The sequence below is a fragment of the Thauera sp. WH-1 genome, from assembly GCF_047806685.1.
Lineage (GTDB): Bacteria > Pseudomonadota > Gammaproteobacteria > Burkholderiales > Rhodocyclaceae > Thauera.
Window position 1 is genome coordinate 1 of record NZ_JBLQGP010000033.1, and the last position, 24,296, is coordinate 24,296.

At 66.6% G+C, this 24,296-nt stretch carries 23 protein-coding genes and 3 pseudogenes; 9 read left to right on the plus strand and 17 right to left on the minus strand.

All coding sequences use genetic code 11. The features are described from left to right. Positions 1-743: pseudogene (locus ACMV5O_RS19810) on the minus strand (transposase); the annotation flags it as partial. A 134-nt stretch (positions 744-877) separates the two neighbouring features. Between ACMV5O_RS19810 and ACMV5O_RS19815 the strand changes: the two are divergent. Further along, positions 878-1,906 (plus strand): annotated as a pseudogene (locus ACMV5O_RS19815) (ISAs1 family transposase); the annotation flags it as partial. 48 nt (positions 1,907-1,954) lie between these two features. Here the strand turns inward: ACMV5O_RS19815 and ACMV5O_RS19820 are convergent. The 7 genes from ACMV5O_RS19820 to ACMV5O_RS19850 form a co-directional block, all read right to left on the minus strand. Then, entirely contained in the window at positions 1,955-2,563 is a 609-nt protein-coding gene (locus ACMV5O_RS19820) for a hypothetical protein (RefSeq protein ID WP_416165073.1), read from the minus strand. Between the two features lie 317 nt (positions 2,564-2,880). Further along, a complete protein-coding gene (locus ACMV5O_RS19825) occupies positions 2,881-3,552 on the minus strand; it encodes a cold shock domain-containing protein (RefSeq protein ID WP_416165074.1) in 672 nt (223 codons plus the stop codon). A 137-nt stretch (positions 3,553-3,689) separates the two neighbouring features. Beyond that, positions 3,690-4,121 carry a nuclear transport factor 2 family protein gene (locus ACMV5O_RS19830; RefSeq protein ID WP_416165075.1) on the minus strand — a complete coding sequence of 144 codons (432 nt, stop codon included), beginning with the start codon at positions 4,119-4,121 and terminating at the stop codon, positions 3,690-3,692. Positions 4,122-4,483: 362 nt separating this feature from the next. Continuing rightward, entirely contained in the window at positions 4,484-5,668 is a 1,185-nt protein-coding gene (locus ACMV5O_RS19835; RefSeq protein WP_416165076.1) for an IS91 family transposase, read from the minus strand. Between the two features lie 12 nt (positions 5,669-5,680). Then, a complete protein-coding gene (locus tag ACMV5O_RS19840; RefSeq protein ID WP_048707287.1) occupies positions 5,681-6,529 on the minus strand; it encodes a tyrosine-type recombinase/integrase in 849 nt (282 codons plus the stop codon). A 282-nt stretch (positions 6,530-6,811) separates the two neighbouring features. After that, positions 6,812-7,423, minus strand: a complete 612-nt coding sequence (locus ACMV5O_RS19845) for a helix-turn-helix transcriptional regulator (RefSeq protein WP_416165077.1) — start codon at positions 7,421-7,423, stop codon at positions 6,812-6,814. A gap of 50 nt (positions 7,424-7,473) precedes the next feature. Beyond that, positions 7,474-7,638 (minus strand): hypothetical protein, encoded by a 165-nt coding sequence (locus ACMV5O_RS19850; protein ID WP_416165078.1) that lies wholly within the window; start codon positions 7,636-7,638, stop codon positions 7,474-7,476. A 298-nt stretch (positions 7,639-7,936) separates the two neighbouring features. On the opposite strand from ACMV5O_RS19850, the gene ACMV5O_RS19855 reads away from it, so the two are divergent. Next, entirely contained in the window at positions 7,937-8,191 is a 255-nt protein-coding gene (locus ACMV5O_RS19855; RefSeq protein ID WP_416165079.1) for a bile acid:sodium symporter, read from the plus strand. A gap of 70 nt (positions 8,192-8,261) precedes the next feature. Here ACMV5O_RS19855 and ACMV5O_RS19860 read toward each other — a convergent pair whose 3' ends face one another. From ACMV5O_RS19860 to ACMV5O_RS19870, 3 genes are all read right to left on the minus strand, one after another. Continuing rightward, positions 8,262-8,750 carry a cytochrome P460 family protein gene (locus tag ACMV5O_RS19860; protein WP_324544263.1) on the minus strand — a complete coding sequence of 163 codons (489 nt, stop codon included), beginning with the start codon at positions 8,748-8,750 and terminating at the stop codon, positions 8,262-8,264. A gap of 340 nt (positions 8,751-9,090) precedes the next feature. Next, the gene (locus ACMV5O_RS19865; RefSeq protein ID WP_416165080.1) at positions 9,091-9,543 is read right to left on the minus strand and encodes a VOC family protein; all 453 of its coding nucleotides are present in this window, start codon (positions 9,541-9,543) and stop codon (positions 9,091-9,093) included. A 125-nt stretch (positions 9,544-9,668) separates the two neighbouring features. Then, on the minus strand, positions 9,669-10,472 hold the full coding sequence (locus ACMV5O_RS19870) for an SDR family oxidoreductase (protein ID WP_324544261.1): 804 nt from the start codon (positions 10,470-10,472) through the stop codon (positions 9,669-9,671). Positions 10,473-10,644: 172 nt separating this feature from the next. Between ACMV5O_RS19870 and ACMV5O_RS19875 the strand changes: the two genes are divergently transcribed. Both ACMV5O_RS19875 and ACMV5O_RS19880 read left to right on the plus strand, forming a co-directional pair. Beyond that, positions 10,645-11,448 (plus strand): enoyl-CoA hydratase, encoded by an 804-nt coding sequence (locus ACMV5O_RS19875; protein ID WP_416165081.1) that lies wholly within the window; start codon positions 10,645-10,647, stop codon positions 11,446-11,448. Positions 11,449-11,558: 110 nt separating this feature from the next. Continuing rightward, positions 11,559-12,350: an SDR family NAD(P)-dependent oxidoreductase gene (locus ACMV5O_RS19880; RefSeq protein ID WP_416165082.1), complete on the plus strand. Its 792-nt coding sequence runs from the start codon at positions 11,559-11,561 to the stop codon at positions 12,348-12,350. Between the two features lie 89 nt (positions 12,351-12,439). Here ACMV5O_RS19880 and ACMV5O_RS19885 read toward each other — a convergent pair whose 3' ends face one another. The 5 genes and pseudogenes from ACMV5O_RS19885 to ACMV5O_RS19905 form a co-directional block, all read right to left on the minus strand. Beyond that, positions 12,440-13,666 (minus strand): NADH:flavin oxidoreductase, encoded by a 1,227-nt coding sequence (locus ACMV5O_RS19885; protein WP_416165083.1) that lies wholly within the window; start codon positions 13,664-13,666, stop codon positions 12,440-12,442. A gap of 82 nt (positions 13,667-13,748) precedes the next feature. After that, positions 13,749-14,711 (minus strand): AMP-binding protein, encoded by a 963-nt coding sequence (locus ACMV5O_RS19890; protein WP_416165084.1) that lies wholly within the window; start codon positions 14,709-14,711, stop codon positions 13,749-13,751. Positions 14,712-14,817: 106 nt separating this feature from the next. Beyond that, positions 14,818-15,339: pseudogene (locus ACMV5O_RS19895) on the minus strand (AMP-binding protein); the annotation flags it as partial. 26 nt (positions 15,340-15,365) lie between these two features. Continuing rightward, complete coding sequence (locus ACMV5O_RS19900; RefSeq protein ID WP_416165085.1) at positions 15,366-16,127, minus strand: SDR family oxidoreductase; 762 nt, start codon at positions 16,125-16,127, stop codon at positions 15,366-15,368. Between the two features lie 23 nt (positions 16,128-16,150). Further along, positions 16,151-17,854, minus strand: a complete 1,704-nt coding sequence (locus ACMV5O_RS19905) for an FAD-dependent oxidoreductase (RefSeq protein WP_416165086.1) — start codon at positions 17,852-17,854, stop codon at positions 16,151-16,153. A gap of 193 nt (positions 17,855-18,047) precedes the next feature. Between ACMV5O_RS19905 and ACMV5O_RS19910 the strand changes: the two genes are divergently transcribed. Further along, positions 18,048-19,553 carry an FAD-dependent oxidoreductase gene (locus ACMV5O_RS19910; RefSeq protein WP_416165087.1) on the plus strand — a complete coding sequence of 502 codons (1,506 nt, stop codon included), beginning with the start codon at positions 18,048-18,050 and terminating at the stop codon, positions 19,551-19,553. Positions 19,554-19,691: 138 nt separating this feature from the next. Here the strand turns inward: ACMV5O_RS19910 and ACMV5O_RS19915 are convergent, their stop codons facing one another. Next, entirely contained in the window at positions 19,692-21,128 is a 1,437-nt protein-coding gene (locus ACMV5O_RS19915) for a coniferyl aldehyde dehydrogenase (RefSeq protein WP_416165088.1), read from the minus strand. Between the two features lie 212 nt (positions 21,129-21,340). On the opposite strand from ACMV5O_RS19915, the gene ACMV5O_RS19920 reads away from it, so the two are divergent. The 4 genes from ACMV5O_RS19920 to ACMV5O_RS19935 all read left to right on the plus strand — a co-directional run. Then, positions 21,341-22,318 carry a flavin reductase gene (locus tag ACMV5O_RS19920; RefSeq protein ID WP_416165089.1) on the plus strand — a complete coding sequence of 326 codons (978 nt, stop codon included), beginning with the start codon at positions 21,341-21,343 and terminating at the stop codon, positions 22,316-22,318. Positions 22,319-22,347: 29 nt separating this feature from the next. Then, positions 22,348-23,121: a glucose 1-dehydrogenase gene (locus tag ACMV5O_RS19925; protein ID WP_416165090.1), complete on the plus strand. Its 774-nt coding sequence runs from the start codon at positions 22,348-22,350 to the stop codon at positions 23,119-23,121. Between the two features lie 32 nt (positions 23,122-23,153). Continuing rightward, positions 23,154-23,282 (plus strand): hypothetical protein, encoded by a 129-nt coding sequence (locus tag ACMV5O_RS19930; RefSeq protein ID WP_416165091.1) that lies wholly within the window; start codon positions 23,154-23,156, stop codon positions 23,280-23,282. Positions 23,283-23,415: 133 nt separating this feature from the next. Then, the coding region (locus tag ACMV5O_RS19935) for an acetylating acetaldehyde dehydrogenase (RefSeq protein ID WP_416165092.1) at positions 23,416-24,296 on the plus strand (881 nt) is incomplete at its 3' end.

The window sequence follows — 24,296 nt, forward strand, 5'->3', positions numbered from 1 at the left end:
CCCACCACGATCTGCGGCGCATCGCCCCGGCCGTTCTTGCTGTAGCCGCGCTTCCTGGGCGCCACGTAGCGCTTGGCGCCAGCGGCCACGCTGCCGCGCATCAGGCCGTCGGCGTCGCCGTTGTCCTCGTCGTCGATCTCGAAGTGCAACGAGGTGGTGTCGTAGAAGACGATCTCCACGTCCAGACTCAACAGGTCGGCGACCTGGAAGAAGATCGCCTGTTCGATCGCGGCCTTGTTGGCCTCGAGAAAGTCCATCGCGCGGTAGAGCTGGTGCAGCGCCAGGGCTTGCGTGCCTTCGATGTGCACGTCCTCCTTGAGCCACTGCTCGTGACAGTAAAGCTTGGAGGCAGGCGCGCACGCACGATTGGCCACCAGTGCGAACAGCGCCCGCTCCATCTCGAAGCCGAAGCGCCGGCCGTGCGCCTGCGCACGCACGATGGCATCGATCCCGAGTCGCTGCCATACCGCCTCGAGCGCGTGCACGTCGCCGTAGGGCCAGGCGCACACCAGTCGCCAGCCCGGATCGTCGGCCACGATGGCCTCGGGCGAGCAGCGACGCAGGATGCTCTTGGCCAGACGGCGAAGCCGTTCGATGACTTCCGGGTCGTCGGCACGGCCGCAGTTGAACACGATCTGCGCTTGTGAGCGCCCCTTCGTCGCGTCCCACACGTTCTCGGCCAGCTGCAGGTAGGTGATCTCCCGGCCGTCAGCCCGCTTCTGTTTGCTCTGTCTCAAGTACATGTGCAGCACAGTAGCGGCATCGAGGGCGATAAATCAACAATCCATGTATCTAGGATTCTGGCGCATCATCGCCCTGAAACCCGCGCCGTTACTGGAGGTGGGGCGGAAATGTGTCTCGGAACTGTCAAACTCGGGTCAGCGGGGCAGACGACTTCGAAGAGGTCTCGCAGTGGGGCCAAGCCAAACTGTCGTGGCTGAGGGGCTTTCTGCGGCTCGACTACGGCGTGGCCTCGCCCGACACGTTCGAGCGCGTGTTTGCGCTGCTCGATCCGAAACAGTTCGAACAGGCCTTTCGCACCTGGGTCGGCGGCATCATCCCGGCAGTGGGCAAAGACCAGGTCGTCGCCATCGATGGCAAGTCCAGCCGACGCACCACGAGCAAGGCGGCTGCGGCGCCGCTGCATCTGGTCAGCGCGTTTGCAGCCAACGTGGGCGTGGTGCTGGGCCAGACGGCAACGGCGGAGAAGTCCAACGAGATCACGGCGATCCCCGAACTGCTCAAGGTGCTCAACATCAACGGCTGCATCGTCACCATCGATGCGATGGGCACGCAGACCAAGATCGCACGCACCATCCGTGAGCAAGGGGCCCACTACGTGCTGTGCGTGAAGGAGAATCATCCGAAACTGCGTGACTCGATCGTCTTCCGGGACATCGATGCGCGTGGTCCGGTGGCGCCGGTCTCGACGCACAAGAGCGAGAGTAAAGGTCATGGACGCCTCGAAGTGCGGCGCTGTACGGCGTATGACGCTACCGATCGGCTCTACAAAGCCGGCGTCTGGAAGGATGTGGCTAGCTTTGCCATCGTCGAGCGCGAGCGCACCGTGGGCGGACACACCAGTACCGAGCGCGCGTACTACATCAGCAGCCTGCCGGCCGACGCCGAGCGCATTGCGCAGGCAGTCAGAAGTCATTGGGAAGTCGAGAACCGTCTTCATTGGTGTCTGGATGTTCAGTTCGGCGACGACTATGCGCGCGGGCGCATCGGGCACATTGCCCACAACCTGGCGCTGGTACGCCACATGGCGCTCAATCTCATCCGGCTCGACAAGTCCATTAAGACGAGCATCAAGACCAAGCGGCTGCTGGCGGCGACATCCGATGAGTTTCGGGCAGCACTGCTGGGCTTCGAGCGGCCTGATGAGGATGACGACGACGATTGATGATGAATGCGTAGCTGCGGGAGCCCTGGTACGGGTAGCCGCAAGGCACTAACCCGGGGAAGCAGTATCCTGAATAAAACCTCGGCGCCTACGGCTGTCGTCAGCCGATTTCGTGAGGAGATCTGAGACATTCAATGTGGTTTTCGACTGAATGTATTCATTATAGAGCATGTCCTGATGATATTTTGGCGTCCCTATTTCACAGCCCGCCAACTCCAAATTAATATTATATTTAGCCAATAGAGTCGCTGCCTGAGTGGTAACTTTCAAAGATGTCAATCCATAGAGGTAATATTGTAGTCTTCCCCGGGAAATATCCCTCTTGGCTCTTGCTATTCCGTCATGAAGCACCGTATGAGCCCACGCGGTCTCACTCCAGGCAGATGGTGGAGATTCGCTATCAATGGGCATTCTCAAAAAGGTAGCCACATTCAGTTGGCCTTGAATTGTGCACGGCACACGATCCAACTTCGCAATCACGGCGGTGAGAAGAACCGCCGCAGTGCCGAGAGCAACAAAACGGACAGCGATGTTTATTACTTCCCTGAGAAATATAGTTATCAAGAGAATAATTATTAAGGAACGTTTGAGTTTCAAATGCATCTGGATATAGGCAAAGGGGCTGGCTCGTTCCATCGCCCCAAAAGCTTCGGACATAGACGAATTCGTCGAAAAGACTATGATACCCAACGCATCGGATGGCACGTAATTGGCCCAACATTCTAAGCATACCGCACGCAGATGGTGCAGTCCGCTTAGAAACTCAAATCGTCGGCGGCCCGTTGTAGGAGGACTGAGACTTCCAGCTCACACCTGCGCGAGAGCGCGGCAAGCCAACTGCCACTGTCTCGACCCGACCCGCTGCTGCCGTTCAGCTTTGATGGAAGCTGCCAGTCAACGTTTGGTTAAGGGGCCGGCTTTAGCCGGTCCCGAGTGAGCGAAGCGAGCGACTTGAACCACTTGTTAGGTTTAGCTTACACAAACCATGTGACTGCACCGACGACACAAATGATCGGAACGGACGCAATAACCAAAAATAGACCAAGGCAACCTGAATTGGATGATGAATAAGAGCTCCGGCTTTCTTGTTGCTCTTTAGGTTGTTCGCGCAGCCATGTCTGGTGACAGGATTTGCAATATAGCCTATTCAGTCCTCTATTCCAGGCAAGGACTGTTCTCTCGTCGTGACTGGAGACCGCTCGGCACTTTGAGCATGAGAACAGTTTGTTTGCAGGCTGCTTCTTTCTGCTTGATATGAAGAAAATAACTAGTAGAAAAATTGCGCCAGGCACCAAGGCTGACTCTGGTGCGCCTGTTTTTATGAATAGACCTAATGAGATAGCAAGAAGTACAGCCAGAGCAAAGTAAGCAAAATAATCTAGCGCATCTTTCTTGACGGGCTCTGTGATTATTCTTTTAGAGCTCCCTGAGTTGGAAAGTGATACACCTTCAAGCAGCACGTGCGTTGCTTTGAGGCGACCTTGGGAGTCTTTGGCAACTTCAAAAATGACGGCGTCACCAACTTCAGGCTTGCGAGTTGCCTTTTTGACGCTTGAGATGTGGAAGAAAACCTGTTCGTTTTTACCTTCAGGACTGATGAAGCCGAAGCCTTTATCATCCTTCCATGAAACTATTTTTCCTTTCATTCTTGTGGAACTCTCATTTTTAACAGCGTACCTAACGTTTGAGTTCAGGGGCCGCCGGAGGGCGAAGCCCGTAGGGAACCGGCAAGCGCAGCTTGCCGGCGGTCCCCTGGAACGATGGGTTGGGCCTCGGCGGCCAGCTATTCAACCGCATTTGAATCTCCTGTCGGTGACTCAGGCCTACCACTCACGCTGACCATCACCCATTGGCTGTCTTGGCGGAGATAGACCTCAGACCACTTGCCTGTGACCGTGAGTGGTGCAGCGTTCTTCGGGGTAACCGACGCCGAATACATGTAGTGCACAACGCCGACGGTGTGGTCATAGACCTGCACGCTCAGCGGGACAAGCTCATAGCCAGTAACGGCTGGCGCATCACCGAGCACGGACTGGATAGCGGCCTCTCGGTCGTGCGTGGTCGGTTGGTTCATGTCCCACCCGACATATTGAGGGTGAAGGGTCGAGCGAATTTGCTCGGCGTTGCGCTCCAACGACAAAGACCAGAGATCGTTTACGCGCTGCCATAACTCCTGCTGCTCGGGCGAGAAACCTGTAACCGGGTGGTCAGTCATGGCGCGTCACTCTCAAGAGGCCCAACGAATAGGGTTTATCCCTCGCGTCGCAAGCGCCGTTCAGCGCGCAGGCGCCTGCCGCGAGGGATAAGCCTTGTTGAACTGAACCGCCGCTCAGGCGGTGATACTGGGGATTCTACGCGCGGGTCATCCACATCGGATAGCGCGCGGCAGGGTCGGGTCAGCAACGAGTATCCGACGCCGCTGAGCCGCTCGCGACCATCGCCGTAATGGGCCGCGATCGGGTGCCGGCCGTGCATCCGGCGTGCGGTGTCGGTCGCGTTCAGCAGACGGGGGACGTGCCACGGCCTGCCGGTGCGGACGTTGCATCGGCAAGGGCCGAGACGGGGGAGCGGGAGTGTTCATGGCGGCCCATCCCGACAGCGCGGTGCAGGCGCGGGCGGATCGTACCGGCGAGCCATGACGATCTCGACCGTGTGCCAACGCCCGACCCCACAGTGCGGGCAGCATCGCGGGTCCTCACCGCTCACGCGGGCGAGGAAGTCTGCGGCCGCTTCGATCACCGCCGGCTGCGGTGCCGGCGTCTGGAGCGCGGCACGCGCGGCAGCAAGCCGGGCACGCTTGTGGCCGCAGGCGAGCAACCCGTAGTGGCGCAGGCGCTTGAAGCCGGCCGGCAGCACGTGACGCAGGAAGCGTCCGATGAAGGTGTCGGTCGGCAGGCTGACCGTATGTTTGCCGCCGGTCTGGTTGTCGCGCACCCGAAGGCGCACCTGGCCCGCATCGCAGCCGAGCAGGCGGTCGTTCGAGAGCGCCACGCGGTGCGTGTAGCGGGCAAGGTAGTCGAGCACCTGGGCGGGTCCGCCGGGCGGCGGCTTGGCGTAGACCACCCAGTCGTGCGCGAGCAGCGCACGACGTCGGGCTTGCCATGCACCCGGCGCAGCGCTCGGATCGTCGGCCAGCTCGCCGCTGCGGTGGGCCGCGTCGAGCCGCGTGAGGAGCTTGCCGCGAAACACCTTCGAGGCGGCCTGGACGGGAAACAGGAAGCGCGTACCGCGCGCCGGTGTGCGCCATCTGCCCTCGGCGTCGAGCCCGCCACAGGTGATCAGGGCGTGCACATGCAGGTGCATGCGCAGGTCCTGGCTCCAGGTGTGGAGCACGAGGCTGAAACCGGGCACGGCGCCCAGCCAGCGCGGGTTGGCGGCGAGCTCGAGCAAGGTGGCCGCCGCACTATCGAACAACGCACCGTAGAGCCAGCGCGGGTGCCGGATCGCCAGTGGATTGAGCGCGTGGGGCAGCGTGAACACCCAGTGCGCGTAGGGCACCGGCAGCACCTCGCGCAGGCGCGCCGCACGCCAGGCCTCCTTGGCCCGCGTCTGGCACTGCGGGCAATGGCGGTTGCGACACGAGCGCCAGACATGGCGCTCGGCGCCGCAGTTTGCGCAACGCTCGCGTACGCCGCCGAGCGCGGCGGTGCGGCAGTCGACGATGGCACGCCAGGCCCGCGCCTGGGTGGGCGACAGCGCATGGCTGCGGCGGTAGCTGCTGCCGTGCGTGCGCAGGATGCCGGCCAGCGTGGGCCGGTCCATGGCCGCTCGGCCTCAGAGCCGGCGCAGCAGATCGAGCGGGCTGTCGTGGGGGATTGAACCCGGACGCGCCAGATGCAGGTAGCGCTGCGTGGTCGACAGGTGGCCGTGGCCCAGGAGCTTCGCGAGCGTGGCAAGATCGACGCCGGCCTCCAGCAGATGGGTGGCGAAGGCGTGGCGTAGCGTGTGGATGCCGCCCGTCTTGGTGATGCCGGCCCGATCGCGGGCACGGTAGTACGCACGTTGCGCACTGCTGACGTCGAATGGCCGGGCGGCGTCGGTGGTGCGAGGGAACAGCCAGTCGCGGGGTTTGCAGATGCGCCAATAGACGCGCAGCGCTTCGAGCAGGCTCGGACTGAGCAGCGTGTAGCGATCCTTGCCACCCTTGCCCGCCACCACCCTGATGCACATGCGATCCGGCGCGCTGTCGATGTCGGCGACGCGCAGCGCGCACACCTCGGACACCCGCAGTCCGGCCGCGTAAGCCGTCATCAACAGCGTGCGCGTGCGCAGATTGGCGGCCGCCTCGAACAGGCGCGCCAGTTCCTCGCGCGAGAGGATCTCCGGCTGACGCTGCGGCGTGTGCGCGTAGGGAATCGTGATGGCCTCGGCCGTGCGGCCCAGCACGATGTCGAAGAAGAACTTCAGTGCGCACACGGCTTGGTTCACGGTGGTGTAGGCCAGGTGCCGCTCGGTGATCCGGTGCAGCAGCCAGGCCTTCACCTGTGCGGCATCGAGGCGGTCGGGACTGCAGTGGTAGTGCGCGGCCAACTGCGCCACCACCGACAGGTAGGCCTGCTGCGTGCGCCGTGCCAATCCGCGCAGCACCATCGCGTCGATCATCTGCTGACGTAAGGGGCTCATGACACTTCTCCTTGAACGCGGGGACATCCCCGGTTTCAAGGTAGGTCGTCGTCGCAGACGTCATGAAAAACGCGGTGGCGCTTGGGTTCGCGGCCACCGCGTCAGCGGTTTAGTTCAACTTTGTTTTAGGGCGACAGTTCTGCCGCATAACATTGGGATGCCGGATAACATGTTCTGCAACTTCCTGTTTAGAAGAAGAAATATCGCGCAATTCAAGATAACAACGCAGGTAAAGCAGCAGCCGGCATGGTGTGTGGTCTGATCGATTCCGGACACAGGCGTTTAGCATATCGTCCCGCCGCAATGACCGCTATCCGGATCGATTGATGACCGGCCGCTTCTGGCCGGGTTGAGCCAACGCGGGGCCCCAGTTCGTCGCCGTAAACCGGTCATCCAGGACAAGCCGACGAGGGGAGTTCTGGCAGGATTCCCGACGGCAGGTGATGACCGGCTCCCCCTGTTGGCATCCATCAGCCGATTTATCACCACGATCACATTGCGTTCTTCCCCTTCACCGGCATCACTCATTCTCACGCCCCCCGCAAACGCCCCCGGCGTCGCCCCGAAATGCTCGCGAAAGCGGGCGATGAAGGCCGACACCGAATCGTTGCCGCAGGCGATCGCGACGTCGGTGACGCGCTCGCCGGCCTCGAGCAGGGGCAAGGCGCTGATCAGGCGCAGGCGCCAGAGCCGGAAGTTGAGGCCGGTGTGCTCGCGGAAGAGCCGCGCCAGCGTGCGCTCCGAACACCCCAGGCGCGCGCGCCAGGCGGCCAGCCCGTCGCGCGAATCGGGCTCGGCCTCGAGCGCCTCGCACACCCGGCGCAGGCGCGGCTCCTGCGGCAGCGGCAGCATCAGGCCGAGCGCGGGCGCTGCGGCCACCTGATCGAGCAGCACTGCGGCAAGCCGGCCGCCGCTCCGTGCTCGTCGTACTCGTCGTACTCGTCTTACTCGTCGTACTCGTCGTACTCGGCGGGCAAGGCGCCAAAGGCGCGGATCAACTCACGCAGCAGGGGACTCACCACGAGCACGCGGCAGCCGCCTTGCGCGCTGGGCGAGGCGGCGGGGTCGATGTACAGGCTGCGGATCTCGGTGTCGGCGGAGCAGCGCATAGGCGAACTGGACCCAGGGATGGGCGTGGCGATAGCCGAGCGCGCGATTGGCGACCGACTCGGCGTGGCCGAAGACCGGGCGCGGCAGAACGGTGAGCCCGGCAAGCTCATCGTGCAGGGTGGGCGGCATGTCTGGTCAGCGACATTGAAGAGCGCGTTGGCGTTAGTCGGCAGTATCGCCGTGCGCTAGGCTTCGTCACAAGCGCACCGGCTTTGCGGCCTGGCCGCTCCGCCCGTCGCCCTGCTCCCCTTCTCTCCACCCTTGCCCGCTAACGCCCCCTCCCGGCCCCGGACCGCCATGAACTTGCTGACGCTCCTCTTCGATCGCTTCACGATCCTGCTCACCGCCGTCCTGCCCGCACAGGGCGCGTTCGCTGCGCTCTTCGACGGGCTCACCCATGCCGGTATCGCGCTGCTGTTCTTCCTGCACGGCGCCCGCCTGTCGCGCCGCGCGATCATCGACGGCGCTGATGCTGAGCCTGCGGCTCAAGCGCACCCGGGCGCTGGCGGTCGCAGGCGCCTGCGGGCTGAGCGGATCAGTCGTACTCAGTAGCGCCGTCCATTCCCTGGTCGAATGGACGGCGAGCCTGCTGGCCGGCTTTGCAGGTCTTAGATGGCGGTGCTCACTCACCGCGAGTGAACAGATGGTCGTTGTCCGCGAGCGGGATGTGGCAGGAGAAGCACTGGATACCGCCGTCCGTCACCGCCCGGACATTCGGGTCGCCGCCCTTGAAGGCTTGGAAACCCCATCCGCCGGTTTCGGGATAGCGGTCGTCGTCCTTCACCATGACCGCGATGACCTTGCGCGCGCCCTGGGAGAGCGCGTGGTTCGCGTCTTCCGAATAGGCGAAGCGGTCGACGACGAAAGTGGCGCCCTTGGCGAACTTCCCGCTCCTCAGGCCCTCCCTGGCGGCGGCATCGGCATAGACATGCTGGATTCCGACGTTGCCTGCGGGATCGTGGCCGGCGAGGTTAACCGTCGAATGATGGTGGTACCAACTGCGATAGCCTTCCGGGAAAGGTATCTGGCTGGTGTCCTGCGCAGCGAGTGCGCCGCCTGCAGCGCTGATCGCGGAGCTCATGGCGATGGCAATTGTCAGTTTGCTGATCATTTCCTCTCCTCCTCTGCTGAAGTCGAACTGCAGCCATGGTGATGCCCACGGCAGGTTAGACCATATGCCCGAGGCGCTGGAAACGGATCGCCAAAAGGTGCAACTCACAATAGAGAAATTCTTGATTCCCCGCCTCAAGGAGCGGGATCCTGAGATTTCTGCTCCCTCTTCCGGCGGATAGCCATCACCACATGCAGCGTTGCGAGGCGGTCGACGGCCCGAGGTGGCGGTTCGAGCCAGTGGCACCGGTCGACCCAAGCGGCCCGACTCCACTCCTGCGAAATGATGAACCCCTGCCGGGTCAGCGTGGGCTCTGACAGCGCGGTCGATTCAAACAGCGCTATTCGCGCTTCGCCTCGAATTCCCCAAGCGTGATCGCAAACCCGCATCTGTCCCTCGTGCCTAGGAAATACTCCTTGTATCGAGAGAACATCCCGTCCAAGTGCGCATCAATCTCACTCTGCGTGTAGTCGACTGCGTTGACCGTCGCAATGCCCATGGCCTTCGCACGCGCATACGGTTCATCGACGTCGTCGAACTCAAAGACCACATTGAGGATGCCTTCTCCCCTGCTCTCTAGCATCGGTGCCAGAAAACAGTCGGCTTCTCGCCCGGGCATTGGCGCGCAGAGTTCAATGCCTGCATTCCAGCTGATCGCCACTTGAATGCCAAACGCTTCACCTGTCCAGTTGGCTTCGTGGAATTCAGCGCCGAGAAGTTCTCTGTAGAAGGCTTTCGATGCCTCCAGATCATGTACCGCCAAGATGACTCGATTAACCCCTTTGACGGCCATGCTCCACTCCCTTATCGATACGCGCCCAGTGCAGAAATGCCAACCAAGTTCAGCACAAGCACCGGCTGGCGCATTCCGCTGACACGGAAACAGCCTGCCCGTGCTCAGGACCGGCCATCGCTCCGTCAGTGCTGCTCACCGGAATTGGCCGCGGCGAGGAAGGCCGGCCGTTCGCCGCCGCCATGCAGCAGCAGGTTGGTGCCGGCGAAGTAGGCCGCCAGCGGCGAGCCCGCATACAGGCAGGCGTTGGCGATGTCGTCCGGCGTGGCCATGCGGCCGGCGGGAATGGTGGCGCCGACCGCGGCAATGCCGGCCTCATCGCCGTAGTGCAGGTGGGCCTGCTCGGTCTGCACCAGGCCCGGGCTGATCGCCAGCACACGCACCTTGGGCGCCCACTCCACCGCCAGCGAGGACGCCAGCGACAGCACGCCGGCCTTGGCCGCGCCATAGGCGGCGGTGCCCGGCGAGGGCCGCGAGGCGGCGACGCTGCCCACGAAGATGATCACGCCGCCTTCGGCCTGCTGCTGCATCAGCGCGTTGGCCTGCTGGGCGACGTTGAGCGGTGCGATCAGGTTGAGGCGGATGATGCCCTCGTGGAAGCGCGGCGAGGCCTTGTCGGCGAGCGCGAAGGGCGCCCCGCCGGCGTTGTTGACCAGCACGTCGAGGCGGCCGAAGCGCTCGCGGATGGCGGCGAACAGGGCCTGCAGCGACTCGATGTCACGCACGTCGGCGGCGATGAAGTCGGCCGTCCTGCCGCCGGCCTCGGGCAGCGCCTCGGGCGCGTTGCGCCCGCACACGACCACCGCTGCCCCGGCGGCGAGAAAGCCGCGCGCGATGCCGGCGCCGATGCCCTTGGTGCCGCCGGTCACGAGCACGACCTTGCCGCGGTAGTCGAGCGCTGCGGCGCCCGTCGAAGCCTGATTGTTCATGCACTTCTCCACGCTGGTTGATGCCTGCGAGTCTAGGCGCGCCCCCCGCGCCATTCGTCGTCTGAACGGACGATGAGCGCCTTGCGTGGAGGACGGAACATGCATTCCATCCCCTTCCCCGGTTGCCGCGCCCGCACAGGCCGTCCTCCCCCGGGGCGCTCCTGGAGGCTCCATGACCACAGACCCGACATCTCAGTCCGAAACCGCTTCGCCCCTGCTGCTCGAACGCCTCGACGGCGGCGTCGCGCTGCTGCGCCTGAACCGCCCGCAGGCCACCAACGCGCTGTCGCTCGAGCTGCAGGCCCTGCTGTCGCAGCGCTTCACCGAGCTGGCGGCGGACGACACGGTGCGCTGCATCGTGCTCACCGGCGGCGAGAAGGTGTTCGCGGCTGGCGGCGACATCACCAGCATGGCCGGCGTCGGCCCGATCGAGATCACCCAGCGACACACCGAGCGCGTGTGGGGGCCGATCCAGCACTGTCCCAAGCCGGTGATCGCCGCGGTCTGCGGCTACGCCTACGGTGGCGGCTGCGAGCTGGCGATGCTGGCCGACATCATCGTCGCCGGCGAGGGCGCGCGCTTCTGCCAGCCCGAGATCCGCATCGGCATCATGCCCGGCATCGGCGGCACCCAGCGCCTGGTGCGCGCGGTGGGCAAGGTCAAGGCGATGCGCATGGCGCTCACCGGCAAGCCGATCACCGCGCACGAGGCGTGGACCGCCGGCCTGGTGAGCGACCTGGTGGCCGACGACCAGGTGATTCCGACCGCGATCGAACTGGCGCGCTTGGTTGCCGCGATGCCGCCGCTCGCCGCCGAGCAGATCAAGGAATGCATCCTGCTGGGCATGGACGCCCCGCTCGAGACCGCGCTGGCGATGGAGCGCCGCGCCAACGCCCTGCTGTTCGCCTCGCGCGACCAGAAGGAAGGCATGCAGGCTTTCATCGAGAAGCGGCCGCCGACGTTCGAGGGGCGCTGAAGCCCGTCAGGCGCACGCCGATGCCGACCGGCACCAGCTGCGTCCGCCCGACTTCGTCCGCCCCACTCCGCCCACCCCCGTTTCCCCCACCTGACAGGAACACCGACCCAATGTCCGACTCGCCCCTGACCCAAGCCTCCCCCGTCCCCACCGCGCCGCTCTTCCGCCTCGACGGTTGCGTCGCCATCGTCACCGGCGCCGGCCGCGGCATGGGCCGCGGCGTGGCCGAGACCCTGGCCCGCCAGGGCGCCACGGTTGCGATCAACGACTTCTTCCCCGAGCGCGCCGAGGCCGCCGCCGCCGAGCTGCGCGTCGCCGGGCTCAAGGCCCTGGCCGCGCCCGCCGACGTGACCGACTACGAGGCGGTGCAGAAGATGGTGGCCGCCGTGCGCGAGCAGGCCGGCATCGTCGACGTCTACGTCTCCAACGCCGGCGTACCGACGAGCGGCATGGGCTACGGCAAGTTCCTCGAGTCCAAGCCCGAGGACTGGGAACGTTTCGTCAAGCTCAACATGTACGGGCTGATGAACGGCTGCCACGCCGTGCTGCCGGGCATGATCGAGAACAAGTGGGGCCGCATCGTGGCGATCACCTCCGAGTCCTGGCGCGCCGCGGTGCCGATGGGCATTGCTGCCTATGCGGCGTCCAAGGCCGGCGTGGTCGGCTTCGTGCGCCAGCTCGCGGCCGAGGTCGGGCGCAAGGGCGTCAATGTGAACGCGCTGTCGCTGGGCACGATGAACAACTGGGAAGGCTCCGAGGAGCTGGCGCGCAAGAACTGCATCATCCCGCGCGCAGGATCGCCCGCCGACGTCGGCGCCGGCGTGGCCTGGCTGGCCTCGCGCGAGGCCGAGTGGGTCACCGGCCAGATCGTGCCGCTGAACGGCGGCGGCATCACTGCCTGACGTAAACGGACGGCGCCCGCGGCCCAGATCGGGTGGCGGGCGCCCGGAACAGCGCAGGACGTGGGCGCGCGCCCACGCTGAGACCGCGCTCAGCCGGAGGCGCGCACCTGGTTCAAGGCCACTTCGTTCGGCGGGTTCAGCACGCACAGGGTGCCGGCCGGGTGGTAGATGTAGGGCACGCAGCGGTTGCAGTTGATGCAGCCCGAAGCGGTGACCTCGCCGCGCTGGAACTTGTTGATGAGCTGCGGATCGTGGATCAGCGGCCGCGCCATCACCACCGCATCGAAGCCCTCGGCCATCGCCTGCTCGGCGTTGGCGAGCGAGCGCGCACCGCCAAGGTAGCCGAGCGGAATGTCGACCGCCGCGCGGATGCGGCGCGAGTACTCGAGGAAGTACATCTCGCGGAACTGGACCTTGGGGGTGCCGAGCTGCGACAGCTTCATCATCAGCCCGGTCAGCCAGCTGCCCTTGAGCACCTTCTTCATCTCGTCCATGTCGAAGTTGCTGCCGAACATGAACCAGCCCGACTCGATGTTGCGCCCGCCCGACAGCACCAGCAGGTCCGCGCCAGCCTCCTGCAGCAGGCGTGCGGTGACGATGGCGTCATCGACCGTCGCCCCGCCCGGCACGCCGTCGGCGACGTTGATCTTGGCCAGCACCGCCATCTGCCCTCCGACCTTCTCCTTCACCCGGCGCAGCACCTCGGCCGGGAAGCGCGCGCGGTTCCCGGCGCTGCCGCCGTATTCGTCCTTGCGCTTGTTGGAGAGCGGCGAGATGAACTGGTTGAGCAGGTAGCCGTGGCCCATGTGGATCTCGACCGCGTCGAAGCCGGCCTGGCGGCACAGCTCGGCGGCATCCACGAACTGCTGGATGACCCGGTCCATGTCGGCGCGGGTCATCGCGCGCTGGAAGAAGTTGCCGCGCATCAGGCCGGCCTTGTTGAGGCCGCCCGAGGCGCTCAGGGTCGGCCCGTCGACCTTCACCGAGGTGACGAAGGACCCGCCGTGGGTGAGTTGATAGGAGATCGCACCGCCTTCCGCATGCACGGCATCGGCCAGGGCCTTGAGGTCGGGGAGGATCTCGGGGCGCATCCACACCTGGTTGGGCAGCGTGCGGCCGACCTTGGCCACCGCGCCATAGGCCACGGTGGTGAGGCCGACCCCGCCGGCGGCCATGTCGCGGTGGTGCTTGACCAGCGCCTTGGTGGGCGCGCCATCAAGCACCATGCCCTCGTTGGCGCCGGCACGGATGAAGCGGTTGCGCAGGGTCACGGGCCCCAGCTTGAAGGGGGCGAACAGATCGGGGACTTGGCTCATGCGGACCTCGCGGGATTCGAAGCTGGACTGGACGACGGACCCGACGACGGATGGGCCCGCGGACGCGGACACCGCGACGGGCTCACGCAGGATCACGCACCAGCGCCCGCAGCTCGTTCTTGACGACCTTGTTCGACGCATTGACCGGCAACGAAGCGAAAAAGCGCACGAAGCGCGGCACCTTGTAGTTGGCCATGCGCGCGCGCGACCAGGCGATCAGCCCGGGCTCGTCGAGCGCCTGGCCGGGGCGCAGCACCACGCAGGCGCAGCCGACCTCGCCCATGCGCTCGTCGGGCAAGCCGATGACCGCCACCTGGGCGATCGAGGGGTGCGCGGTGAGCGCGGCCTCGATCTCGGCCGGGTAGCAGTTGAAGCCGCCGACGATGAACATGTCCTTGAGGCGGTCGGTGATGCGCAGGTAGCCGCGCGTGTCCAGCGTGCCGACGTCGCCGGTGTGCAGCCAGCCCTCGGCGTCGATGGTCTCGGCGGTGGCCTTGGCGTCCTCGAAGTAGCCCTGCATGACGTGGAAGCCGCGCAGGCAGATTTCGCCCGCCTCGCCGGCCGGCAGCGGCCGGTTGTCGGCGTCGACGATGCGCACCTCGGTGCCCGGGATGGCGTGGCCGCTGGTGAGCGCGACCGTTTCGGCATCGTCATCCGCGGCGCAGATGGTGGCCAGGCCGCCGCATTCGGTGAGGCCGTAGGCGGTGAGCACGACCTTGAAGCCGAGCTCGGCGCGCATGCGCTCAATCAGCACCGGCGGGATCGTCGAGGCGCCGGTGACGGCCACCCGCAGGCTGGACAGGTCGGTCTGCGCCAGCTTCGGGTGGGCGAGCATAGACAGGTAGAGCGTGGGCGGCCCGGGCAGCACGCTGATGCGGTCGGCCTCGATGCGGCGGAACACCGCCTCGGCGTCGAACACCGGATGCGGCAGCACGGTGGCGCCGGCGATCAGGCAGGTGACCCAGCCGGCCTTGTAGCCGAAGGTGTGGAAGAAGGGATTGACGATCAGGTAGCGGTCGCCGGCCTCGATGCCGGCGATGTTCACGTACTCGATGAAGGCCTGGATGATCTGGCGGTGGGCGCTGACGACGCCCTTGGGGCGGCCCGGTGGTGCCGGAGGTGAACATCAGGTCCGACATGTCGTCGGGCTGCACCGCCTGCGCCCGCAAGCGCGCCTGGCCCTCGCTCACGCCCTCGCCGTCGGCGAGGAAGCGCGCCCAGTCGGTGTCGGCATGCGCGCCGGCCTCGCCGATCGCCACCACCTTCTCCAGCGTGGCCGGACGGCAGCCGGCGAGCATCGCCGGGTAATCGACATCGAGGAAGCGGTCGACCACGAACAGCACGCGACTACGGCTGCGCTCGATGATGTCGGCGGCCTCGGCGCCCTTCATGCGGGTGTTGATCGGCACCATCGCCGCGCCCGCGCAGTGGATGCCCAGCGCGACCAGGATCCATTCGGCGCGGTTGGGCGCCCAGATCGCGACCCGGTCGCCCGGCTCGATGCCATGGGCGATCAGGGCGCGGCTGACGGCGAAGACGCGCGCCGGCAGGCTTGCATAGTCGATGCGGGTGTCGCCGTCCTCGATGAAGATGCGCTCGCCGTGACGCTTTGCGGCCTCGAGCACGAGCGCCGGCAGGGTGCGGGCGAGCGGCGGTACGAAATGTGCAGTCATGGTGATTCCGGTGTTGTTGCGGCGGCTCAGATGCTCATGACGAACTGGCCGCTGTCCACGCGCAGCTCGATGCCATTGACTGCGCGCGCGCTGTCCTCGGCAAGGAAGAGGATGGCGGCGGCGACGTCCTCGGGCAGGCAGGCGCGGTTCATCGGGTCGGCGTCGATGGTGAAGCGCGCCGGGTCGACGCCCTTCGGGTAGGAACCGGCCGTCATCGGCGTCATGACGCCGTCGGGGTGGATGGAGTTGCAGCGGATCCGGTACTTGGCCTTGCGGCAATGCGCTGCCACCGCGCGGGTGAGGCCGGAGATGGCGGCCTTGGAGGCGCCGTAGGCGGCGTAGTCCTCCTTGGCGGCGATGCCGGCGATCGAGGACATGTTGATGATCGAGCCGCCACCGCCCTCCTTCATCAGCGCCACGCCCGCCTTGCAGCCGAGGAAGACGCTGTCGGCATTGACCCGCATCAGGCGCTGCCAGTCCTCCAGCGAGGCGTCCTCGATCGAACCCTTGACCAGGATGCCGGCGTTGTTCACCAGGATGTCGAGACGGCCGAAGCGCGTGCGCAGCGCGGCCATCACCGCGTCCCAGTCGGCCGCCGAGGCGGCGTCCTGGCGGATGAACGTCGCCTGGCCGCCGAGGCTGGCGGCGAGCGACTCGCCGGCGTCGACGCTGAGGTCGGTGAACACGACCTGGGCGCCTTCCCTGACGAATAGTTCCACCGTCGCGCGTCCGACGCCGCTCGCGCCCCCGGTGACCAGCGCCACCTTGCCTTCGATCCGTCCTGCCATGTGTTCGGTCTCCTGTCGATTCGTCACGCGTTGGCCGCGAGGTGATTGGCGGCGATGTAGCCGAAGGTCATCGCCGGTCCGATGGTGGCGCCGGCGCCGGGATAGGCGGTGCCCATCACCGAGGCCGAGGTGTTGCCGATGGCGTACAGGCCGTCGATCGGCGAGCCGTCCGGGCGCACCACACGCGCCAGGGCGTCGGTGAGCAGTCCGCCCTTGGTGCCGATGTCGCCCGCGTCCATGCGCATGGCGTAGAACGGCCCCTTCTGGATCGGCGCGAGGCAGGGATTGGGCTTGACGTTGACGTCGCCGTAGTAGCGATCGAAGACGTTGTCGCCGCGGCCGAAATCGGCATCCTTGCCGCTGCGGGCGTAGTCGTTCATCTTCGCCACGGTGTCCTTGAGCCCGGCGGGATCGACGCCGATCTGGCCCGCGAGCTCCTCAAGGGTGTCGGCCTTCCAGTACACGCTGCCCAGCCACTCCTTGCGCAGGCGGCTGTCGGGCATGATCTGCGCCGGCATCAGCGGACCCATCGCATAGTTGAAGCGGAAGTGGGCGTCGAAGATGCACCACGCCGGCACGTTCTTGCCGCCGGTGGCGTCGCGGTCCTTGTACATGGCGTCGCCGAACTCGAGATAGCCCTGTGCCTCGTTGCAGAAGCGCTTGCCGAGCGCATTGACCACGATCGCGCCGGGGAAGGCGCGCTCGGCGAACACGCCGCGCGGCTTGTCCTCGCCGACCACGGCGATGGTCGGCGCCCACCACGCCCATTCGAGCAGGTCGGTGGCGGCACCCGCGGCCATGCCGGCCTCGAGCGCGGCGCCGGTGTTGTTGCCCGGCGGGGTCGCGCTCCATGCGGCCTTGGTCGGCTGCGGCAGGTATTTCTCGCGCAGGGCCTGGTTCTGCTCGAAGCCGCCGGCGCCGAGGATCACGCCGCGGCGGGCCATCAGCGTCAGCTCACGCCCCTCGCGCATGACGCGGACGCCGATCACACGGTCGCCGTCGAGCACCAGATCGCGGAAGTCGGTCTTCAGCCACAGCGGCACCTTGCGGTCGAGCAGCGAGGCGCGAAGCGCGCACACCAGCGAGCTGCCGAGGCCGGCGCGGCGGTCGTACTTGCTCTTCTTGCGCCACTTGAGGTCGAACTTGTAGCGCAGCATCAGGCCGAGGATCTTGAATCGCCAGCCGCGCTCGCGTGCCATGGCGACGTGGGCGTCGCGCGCGGTCCACGCGATGCGGCCCATCAGCAGCGTCGAGGCCGAAGGCCGGCGCAGGTTGGCGAGCTCCTCGCCGAGGGTGCTGGTGTCGAACAGCTCGGGGTCGAGCGAGCGGCCGCCCGGCAGTGCGCCCGGCAGGTGCTGGTAGTAGTCGGGGTACTTCTCGGCCACCGCGTAGCGCACACGGGACTTGTCCTCGAGGTACCTGATCATCTTCGGCGCATGGTCGAGATAGGCACGCACCTTGGTCTCGTCGGCCCTGCCGCCGCCGGCCGCCAGGATGTACTGCAGCGCCCTCTCGTAGCTGTCCTTGCCGCCCTTGGCCTTGAAGTAATGGTTGTTGGGGATCCAGATGCCACCGCCCGAGATCGCCGAGGTGCCGCCGAACTTGTCGCTCTTCTCGATCACCAGCACCGACAGCCCGCGGTCGGCCGCGACCACTGCCGAGGTCATCGCGCCCGCACCGGAGCCGACGACGATGACGTCCCAGCGCATCTGTGACTGATCTTGCACGCTCACGCTCCACCCCTGATCTTGTTGGAATGCGGACGATATTGGCGGCGGCGCAGAGGCGTTTCATCGTCAATGCGGACTATGAACCCACGATCCGCACCGCAGCGGAGCGGTATCGTTCAATCGGAGGATGCCGCCGGCGAGCACTCCTTCGATCATCGTGCGCACGCAGAAACGGGACAAGGAAACCGGCATGAGCACAACGACACCTACACCCTCCTCCCCGCAGGCCTCCCCTCACCACTCCCCGACCCGCGCCTGCCGCGTCGAGGACGTGCCGCGCTGGGACATCGAGACCGACGTCGCCGTGATCGGCTTCGGCGCCGCAGGCAGCTGCGCGGCGATCGAGGCGCGCGCGGCCGGTGCGGAGGTTCATGTCTTCGAGGTGGCGGCCGCACCGGGCGGCAGCGCCTCGTGGTCCGGCGGCGAGGTCTATGTCGGCGGCAGCGGCGGCACGCGGGTGCAGCGCGAACACGGCTTCGAGGACAGCACCGAGGACCTGTACACCTATCTGATGATGGCCGGCGGCCCCGGCGCCGATGCGGAGCGCGTGCGCGTCTATGCCGAGAAGGCGGCGGCCCACTTCGACTGGCTGGAGGCCCAGGGCGTGCCCTTCAAGGGCAGCTACCTGCCGGGCAAATGGATCGAGCCCACCACCGACGACACCTTGCTGTGGTCGGGCAGCGAGGCGGCGTGGCCGTTCAGCGCCCGGGCGAAGCCGGCGCCGCGCGGCCACACCGCCCAGTTCAAGGGCTGGGGCGGCGGCAAGGTGCTGATGGAGAAGCTGTGCGCGCGCGCCGAAGCCGTGGGCGCGATCGTGCACTGCAACGCCCGCGCGCTGAGCCTGATCGTGGACCATGCCCAAGGCGTGGTCGGGGTGATCGTGCGCATCGAGGGCGAGGAGAAGTTCGTGCGCGCACGCAAGGGCGTGCTGCTGTGCGCCGGCGGCTTCATCGTCAACCGCGACATGGTGGCTCGCTTCGCACCCGAGGCGCTCGCCTGCACCGAGGTCGTCTCCGGCGGCAACGACGACGGCTCGGGCATCCGCATGGGCATGAGCGTGGGCGGCGCCACGATACACATGGACCAGTTCTTTGCCACCATCCCCTTCTTCCCGCCCGAGTCGCTGGTCAAGGGCATCTTCGTCAATGCGCGCGGCGAGCGCTTCATCAACGAGGACGCCTATCACGGCCGTGTCGGCCACTACGTGTTGCGCCAGCCCGAGGGCAAGGCCTGGCTGCTGGTCGACAACGAAATCTTCGGCCGTCCGGTGATCGCGCCCGACATCGAGGTGGCCGCGGTGGGCGAGACCTGGGAAGAGGTGGAGCAGGAGCTCGGCCTGCCCGCGGGCAGCCTGGTGCATACCGTCACCGAGTTCAACCGCCATGCCGCCGAAGGCGAGGACCCGCTGTTCCACAAGGCGGCGAACTGGTTGCGTCCGCTCACCGAGGCGCCCTTCGCCGCGCTCAGCTACTGCATCGGCGAGCTCAAGGCGCACGCCTTCACCATGGGCGGCCTGCACACGCGTCCCAGTGGCGAGGTGCTCGACGCCGACGGCCAGCCGATCGCCGGCCTCTTTGCCGCCGGCCGCACGGCCTGCGGCCTGCCGCGCTGGGGCGAGGGCTACAGTTCGGGCATGTCGCTCGGCGATTCCACCTTCTTCGGCCGCGAGGCCGGGCGGGCCGCCGCCCGGCGCTGAAGCCGGCGCCCGCGACAGGGCGCCGAACGAAAGAACGCCGCGCTCACCCCTCGGGGTGGCGCGGCGTTTTTCATCAAAGCGGGCGCGCGCGGCGGGCCGCGCCGCCCAGAAAGGCGGCGCCCCGCCCGCGTGCGAGGCTCAGGGCGTGACCTGCGCCTCCATCATCGCCAGGAAATGCTCGGAGTACGGCGGCAGCAGACCCCACTCGCGACGCGGGTCGTGGGCCGGCGCCTTGAACACCGTGCGGGTGTGGCTGAACTCGAGGAATCCCTCGCGGCCGTGGTAGTGCCCCATGCCGGAATCGCCCACGCCCCCGAAGGGCGCATCCTCCATCGCGGCGTGGAACATCGCCTCGTTGATCGTGACGCCGCCCGACAGCGTGTGCTCGAGCACGCGCTGCTGCTCGGCTTCGTCCTCGCCGAAGTAGTACAGCGCGAGCGGGCGCGGACGGGAATTGATGTCGGCGATCACCGCATCGATCGCGTCATAGGGTTTCACCACCACCGCCGGGCCGAAGATCTCCTCCTGCATGATCTTCGCGTCCTGCGGCGGGTCGATGACGATGGAGAGCGGACGCCGGCGGCCTGCCGCATCGGCGGCAAGCGGCGCCGGTGCGCACTCGACGCGCGCGCCGGCCTGGACGGCATCGCTCACGTAGGACTCGACGCGCGCCAGGTGGCGATCGTTCACCACCGCGACCATGTCCGGGTTGCCCGCGACGCTCGGGAACAGCTCGCCGAAGCTGCGCTTGAGCGCCGCGACGAAATCCTCGAGCTGCTCGCGGGCCACGTAGACGACGTCCGGATTCACGCACAGCTGGCCGCCGTTGCTCGCCTTCGCGGCGGCGATGCGGAAGGCCGCGGTCGCCAGGTCGGCGCTGCGGGCGACGATGGTGGGCGACTTGCCACCCAGTTCCAGCGTCACCGGCACCAGGTTCTGCGCGGCGTTGCGCATCACCGCCCTGCCCACCTGCGTGCTGCCGGTGAATACGATGTGATCGAAAGGCTGCGAGGTGAAGATCTCGCCCATGTCCGGGCCGCCGGTGACGACGCCGACCTCGAGCGGATCGAACATGTCGGCGACCGCCTCGGCCACCACCCGGGCGGTGCGCGACACCACCTCGGAGGGCTTGAGGATGGCGCGGTTGCCGGCGGCGAGCGCGCTGGCGAGCGGGCTGAACAGCGTGAACAGCGGCGCATTCCAGGTGCCGATGATGCCCACCGTGCCCTTGGGCTGGTACATGACCCAGGCCTGGGCGCCGAACTGGTCGTAGGGCGGGAACGGCGTGCGTGGCTCGCTTGCCATCCAGGGCTCGAAGTGATCGCGCGCGTACTTGAGCGAGGTCAGCGAGCCGAGCACGTCGTTCATCAACGAGTAGCCCCTGGGGCGCCCGCCGAAGTCCGCGTCCATCGCCTCGACCAGGGGCTTGTGGTACTTGACCAGCAGGTCGATGGCGGTCTGGATGCGGCGCTTGCGCTCGGCCGCGGGGACGGCGCCGGCGGTGATGAAGGCCTGCTTCTGCGCCTGCAGCAAGGCGGACAGGCCCGCCGGGGTGATGATGATCTCTTTCGTCACGACAGTCGCTCCGGGTTCGAGGTTTACGGCATTGCGCGGACCATACCCTGCCACAGGCGATGCTGCGTAGTCCGATCGGACGAGCGCATCGTGCCCGGACAAGGCGAGCACCGGCGCAGGGGCGCAATTCCGCTAGTCCGTTGGGACGATGCCCGGGCCCGTGCCCGGCTCTCATACTCGGCCCCATCTCCACCCGTCCCGCGAGACATGACATGACGACGCAAAAGGGCTTCGACCCCCAGGATTTCCGCGCGGCGCTCGGCACCTTCACCACCGGCGTCACGATCATCACCACCCGTGCGACGGACGGCGAGCCGATCGGCATCACCGCCAACAGCTTCAACTCGGTGTCACTGAACCCGCCGCTCGTGCTGTGGAGCCTGGCCAAGAACGCGCGCAGCCGGGACGCCTTTACCAGCGCCAGGTTCTGGAACGTGCATGTGCTGTCGGCCGCGCAGGAAGAGCTGTCCGGGCGCTTCGCGCGCCAGGGCGAGGACAAGTTTGCCGGGCTGGAGCTCGACGAGGGCATCAGCAAGGCGCCACTCCTCAATGGCTGCACAGCCCGCTTCCAGTGCCGCACCGCGTTCAGCTACGACGGTGGCGACCACATCATCTTCGTCGGCGAGGTGCTGGCCTACGACCGCAGCGAGCTACCGCCGCTGGTGTTCCAGAGCGGCCAGTACGCACTGGCTGCGCGCAAGCCCCGCGAGGAAGTACGCCTGGGCTCGACGCCGCCGCCCGAGTGCAGCTACACCGAGGACCTGCTCGGCTATCTGCTCGGCCGCGCGCACTACCAGATGCTGTACGCGCTGCGCCAGTTGCTCAGCACGCAGGCCCTGGACGAGCGCTCCTTCTTCATCCTCTCGGTGCTGTCGATCCGCGACCGGCTGAGCCTTCAGGAACTCAACGCCTTCATCTCCTACACCGGCATGCTCGCCGACGAGTCCTCAATGAGCACCCTCGAGTCGCAGCGCCTGGTGGCGATGGAGCAGGACGGGGCGCAGACCCGCTACGTGCTCACCGCCGACGGCCGCGAGGCCTCGCTGCGCCAGATCGCGCTGGCCAAGGCGGTCGAGGAGGACATCGCCGCCAAGCTCGGCCCCGGCGACACGATGGCCCTGAAGCTGCTGCTCAAGCGCCTGATTGCGACCAGCGACCCTGGCATGCCCGACCTGTGGTCGCCACGTTGAACGCCGATTTCACTCACAGAGGACACGACATGAGCATCATCGAACGCTTCAGCCTGGAAGGCCAGGTGGCCATCATCACCGGCGCAGGGCGCGGCATCGGCCGCGGCATCGCCCTCGCCTACGCCGAGGCCGGAGCGGACATCGTGTGCGCCGCACGCACCCAGGCCGACGTCGAGTCCGTGGCTGCAGAGATCCGCGCCCTGGGCCGGCGCGCCATCGCGGTGAGCTGCGACGTGACCGACCTGGCCCAGCTCGCCGGCGTCGTCGATGCCGCGTTGAAGGAATTCGGCCGCATCACCCACCTGGTCAACAACGCCGGCGGCTCCGGCCCGAACGATCCGCTGAAGATGTCCACCGACAAGTTCGAAGGCGTGTTCCGCTTCAACGTCAGCTCCGCCTACGAGCTGACCCGCCTGTGCGTGCCCCACATGCGCGAGGCCGGTGGCGGCAACATCGTGAACATCACCTCGGGTGCGGCACGCTATGCCCAGCCCTACTTCAGCGCCTACGGCACCGCCAAGGCCGCACTGACCCAGCTCACCCGGCTGCTGGCGCAGGACTTTGCGCCGACGGTGCGCGTCAACGCGATCGCCCCCGGCCCCATCATGACTGCCGCGCTGGACCGCGCCCTGCCCGCCAACATGCGCGAAGGCATGATCCAGAACACCCCGCTCAAGCGCCTCGGCGACATCGAGGACATCGCTGCCGCCGCGCTCTACCTCGCCACGCCGGCTTCGGCCTGGGTGACCGGCAAGGTCATCGAAGTCGACGGCGGCGCCGAATCGAGCGTGTGGCCGGGCTGAGCCCGTCACCCACCCAGCCCACGACACCGCGTATGCAACAGACCCTCATCCGCCAGCGAGACGGCGAACGCGTGATCGGCACAACGATCGGCGTGACCAATAGGCCCGTTCAGGAGATGCAGATCGAGGGCCTCGGTGGCTGCTCGATGCGCTTTCGCTGACGTCGCTTTTGTTTCCAGCAGCCGCGCGGTGGGTGGACCTCCCTCCCCCACCCCCCACGCGGACTGCACCTCCCCTCCCACGCGCCGCCGAGAACGACACGGCTTGGGCGGTGCATCCAACGGGCCTGAAGCCATGAGCAACAAGATCAAATGCGCCCTGATCGGTCCGGGCAACATCGGCACCGACCTGCTGTACAAACTCAAGCGCAGCCCAGTGCTGGAGCCGGTATGGATGGTCGGCATCGACGCCACCTCCGAAGGCCTGGCCCGCGCCCGCGAACTGGGCCTCAAGACCACCGCGGACGGGGTGGATGGCCTGCTGCCACACGTCAAGGCTGAGGGCGTGCAGATCGCCTTCGACGCCACCAGCGCCTATGTGCACGCCGAGAACAGCCGCAAGTTGAATGAGCTGGGCGTGCTGATGATCGACCTCACCCCGGCCGCGATCGGCCCCTTCTGCGTACCGTCGGTCAACCTCGTCGAGCAGGTCGGCTGGCCGTCGCCGGGCCGCTCCCAAGACGGCCAAGCCCCCTCGGGGGGCAGCGAACGCAGTGAGCGTGGGGGCCTGCTCTCCGAGATGAACGTCAACATGGTCACCTGCGGCGGCCAGGCCACGATCCCGATGGTCGCCGCCGTGTCGCGCGTGCAGCCGGTGGCCTACGGCGAGATCGTCGCCACCGTGTCGAGCAAGTCCGCCGGTCCCGGCACGCGCAAGAACATCGACGAATTCACCCGCACCACCGCGGGCGCGGTCGAGAAGGTAGGCGGCGCGAAGAAGGGCAAGGCGATCATCATCCTCAACCCGGCCGAGCCGCCGTTGATCATGCGCGACACGGTGCACTGCCTCACCGAGACCGAGCCCGACCAGGCGGCGATCACCGAATCCATCCACGCCATGATCCGCGAGGTGCAGAAGTACGTCCCCGGCTACCGCCTGGTGAATGGCCCGGTGTTCGACGGCAATCGGGTCTCCGTCTTCCTGGAAGTCGAAGGCCTGGGCGACTACCTGCCCAA

What these genes read in the sequence shown, in the direction of transcription:
- ACMV5O_RS19830 (WP_416165075.1), bottom strand. Translation starts at nt 4,121, where the DNA reads ATGACTGACCACCCGGTTACAGGTTTCTCGCCCGAGCAGCAGGAGTTA.
- ACMV5O_RS19870 (WP_324544261.1), bottom strand. Translation starts at nt 10,472, where the DNA reads ATGAACAATCAGGCTTCGACGGGCGCCGCAGCGCTCGACTACCGCGGC.
- ACMV5O_RS19820 (WP_416165073.1), bottom strand. Translation starts at nt 2,563, where the DNA reads ATGTCCGAAGCTTTTGGGGCGATGGAACGAGCCAGCCCCTTTGCCTAT.
- ACMV5O_RS19825 (WP_416165074.1), bottom strand. Translation starts at nt 3,552, where the DNA reads ATGAAAGGAAAAATAGTTTCATGGAAGGATGATAAAGGCTTCGGCTTC.
- ACMV5O_RS19865 (WP_416165080.1), bottom strand. Translation starts at nt 9,543, where the DNA reads ATGGCCGTCAAAGGGGTTAATCGAGTCATCTTGGCGGTACATGATCTG.
- ACMV5O_RS19855 (WP_416165079.1), top strand. Translation starts at nt 7,937, where the DNA reads ATGAACTTGCTGACGCTCCTCTTCGATCGCTTCACGATCCTGCTCACC.
- ACMV5O_RS19850 (WP_416165078.1), bottom strand. Translation starts at nt 7,638, where the DNA reads ATGCGCTGCTCCGCCGACACCGAGATCCGCAGCCTGTACATCGACCCC.
- ACMV5O_RS19860 (WP_324544263.1), bottom strand. Translation starts at nt 8,750, where the DNA reads ATGATCAGCAAACTGACAATTGCCATCGCCATGAGCTCCGCGATCAGC.
- ACMV5O_RS19880 (WP_416165082.1), top strand. Translation starts at nt 11,559, where the DNA reads ATGTCCGACTCGCCCCTGACCCAAGCCTCCCCCGTCCCCACCGCGCCG.
- ACMV5O_RS19840 (WP_048707287.1), bottom strand. Translation starts at nt 6,529, where the DNA reads ATGAGCCCCTTACGTCAGCAGATGATCGACGCGATGGTGCTGCGCGGA.
- ACMV5O_RS19925 (WP_416165090.1), top strand. Translation starts at nt 22,348, where the DNA reads ATGAGCATCATCGAACGCTTCAGCCTGGAAGGCCAGGTGGCCATCATC.
- ACMV5O_RS19835 (WP_416165076.1), bottom strand. Translation starts at nt 5,668, where the DNA reads ATGGACCGGCCCACGCTGGCCGGCATCCTGCGCACGCACGGCAGCAGC.
- ACMV5O_RS19900 (WP_416165085.1), bottom strand. Translation starts at nt 16,127, where the DNA reads ATGGCAGGACGGATCGAAGGCAAGGTGGCGCTGGTCACCGGGGGCGCG.
- ACMV5O_RS19875 (WP_416165081.1), top strand. Translation starts at nt 10,645, where the DNA reads ATGACCACAGACCCGACATCTCAGTCCGAAACCGCTTCGCCCCTGCTG.
- ACMV5O_RS19910 (WP_416165087.1), top strand. Translation starts at nt 18,048, where the DNA reads ATGAGCACAACGACACCTACACCCTCCTCCCCGCAGGCCTCCCCTCAC.
- ACMV5O_RS19930 (WP_416165091.1), top strand. Translation starts at nt 23,154, where the DNA reads ATGCAACAGACCCTCATCCGCCAGCGAGACGGCGAACGCGTGATCGGC.
- ACMV5O_RS19920 (WP_416165089.1), top strand. Translation starts at nt 21,341, where the DNA reads ATGACGACGCAAAAGGGCTTCGACCCCCAGGATTTCCGCGCGGCGCTC.
- ACMV5O_RS19885 (WP_416165083.1), bottom strand. Translation starts at nt 13,666, where the DNA reads ATGAGCCAAGTCCCCGATCTGTTCGCCCCCTTCAAGCTGGGGCCCGTG.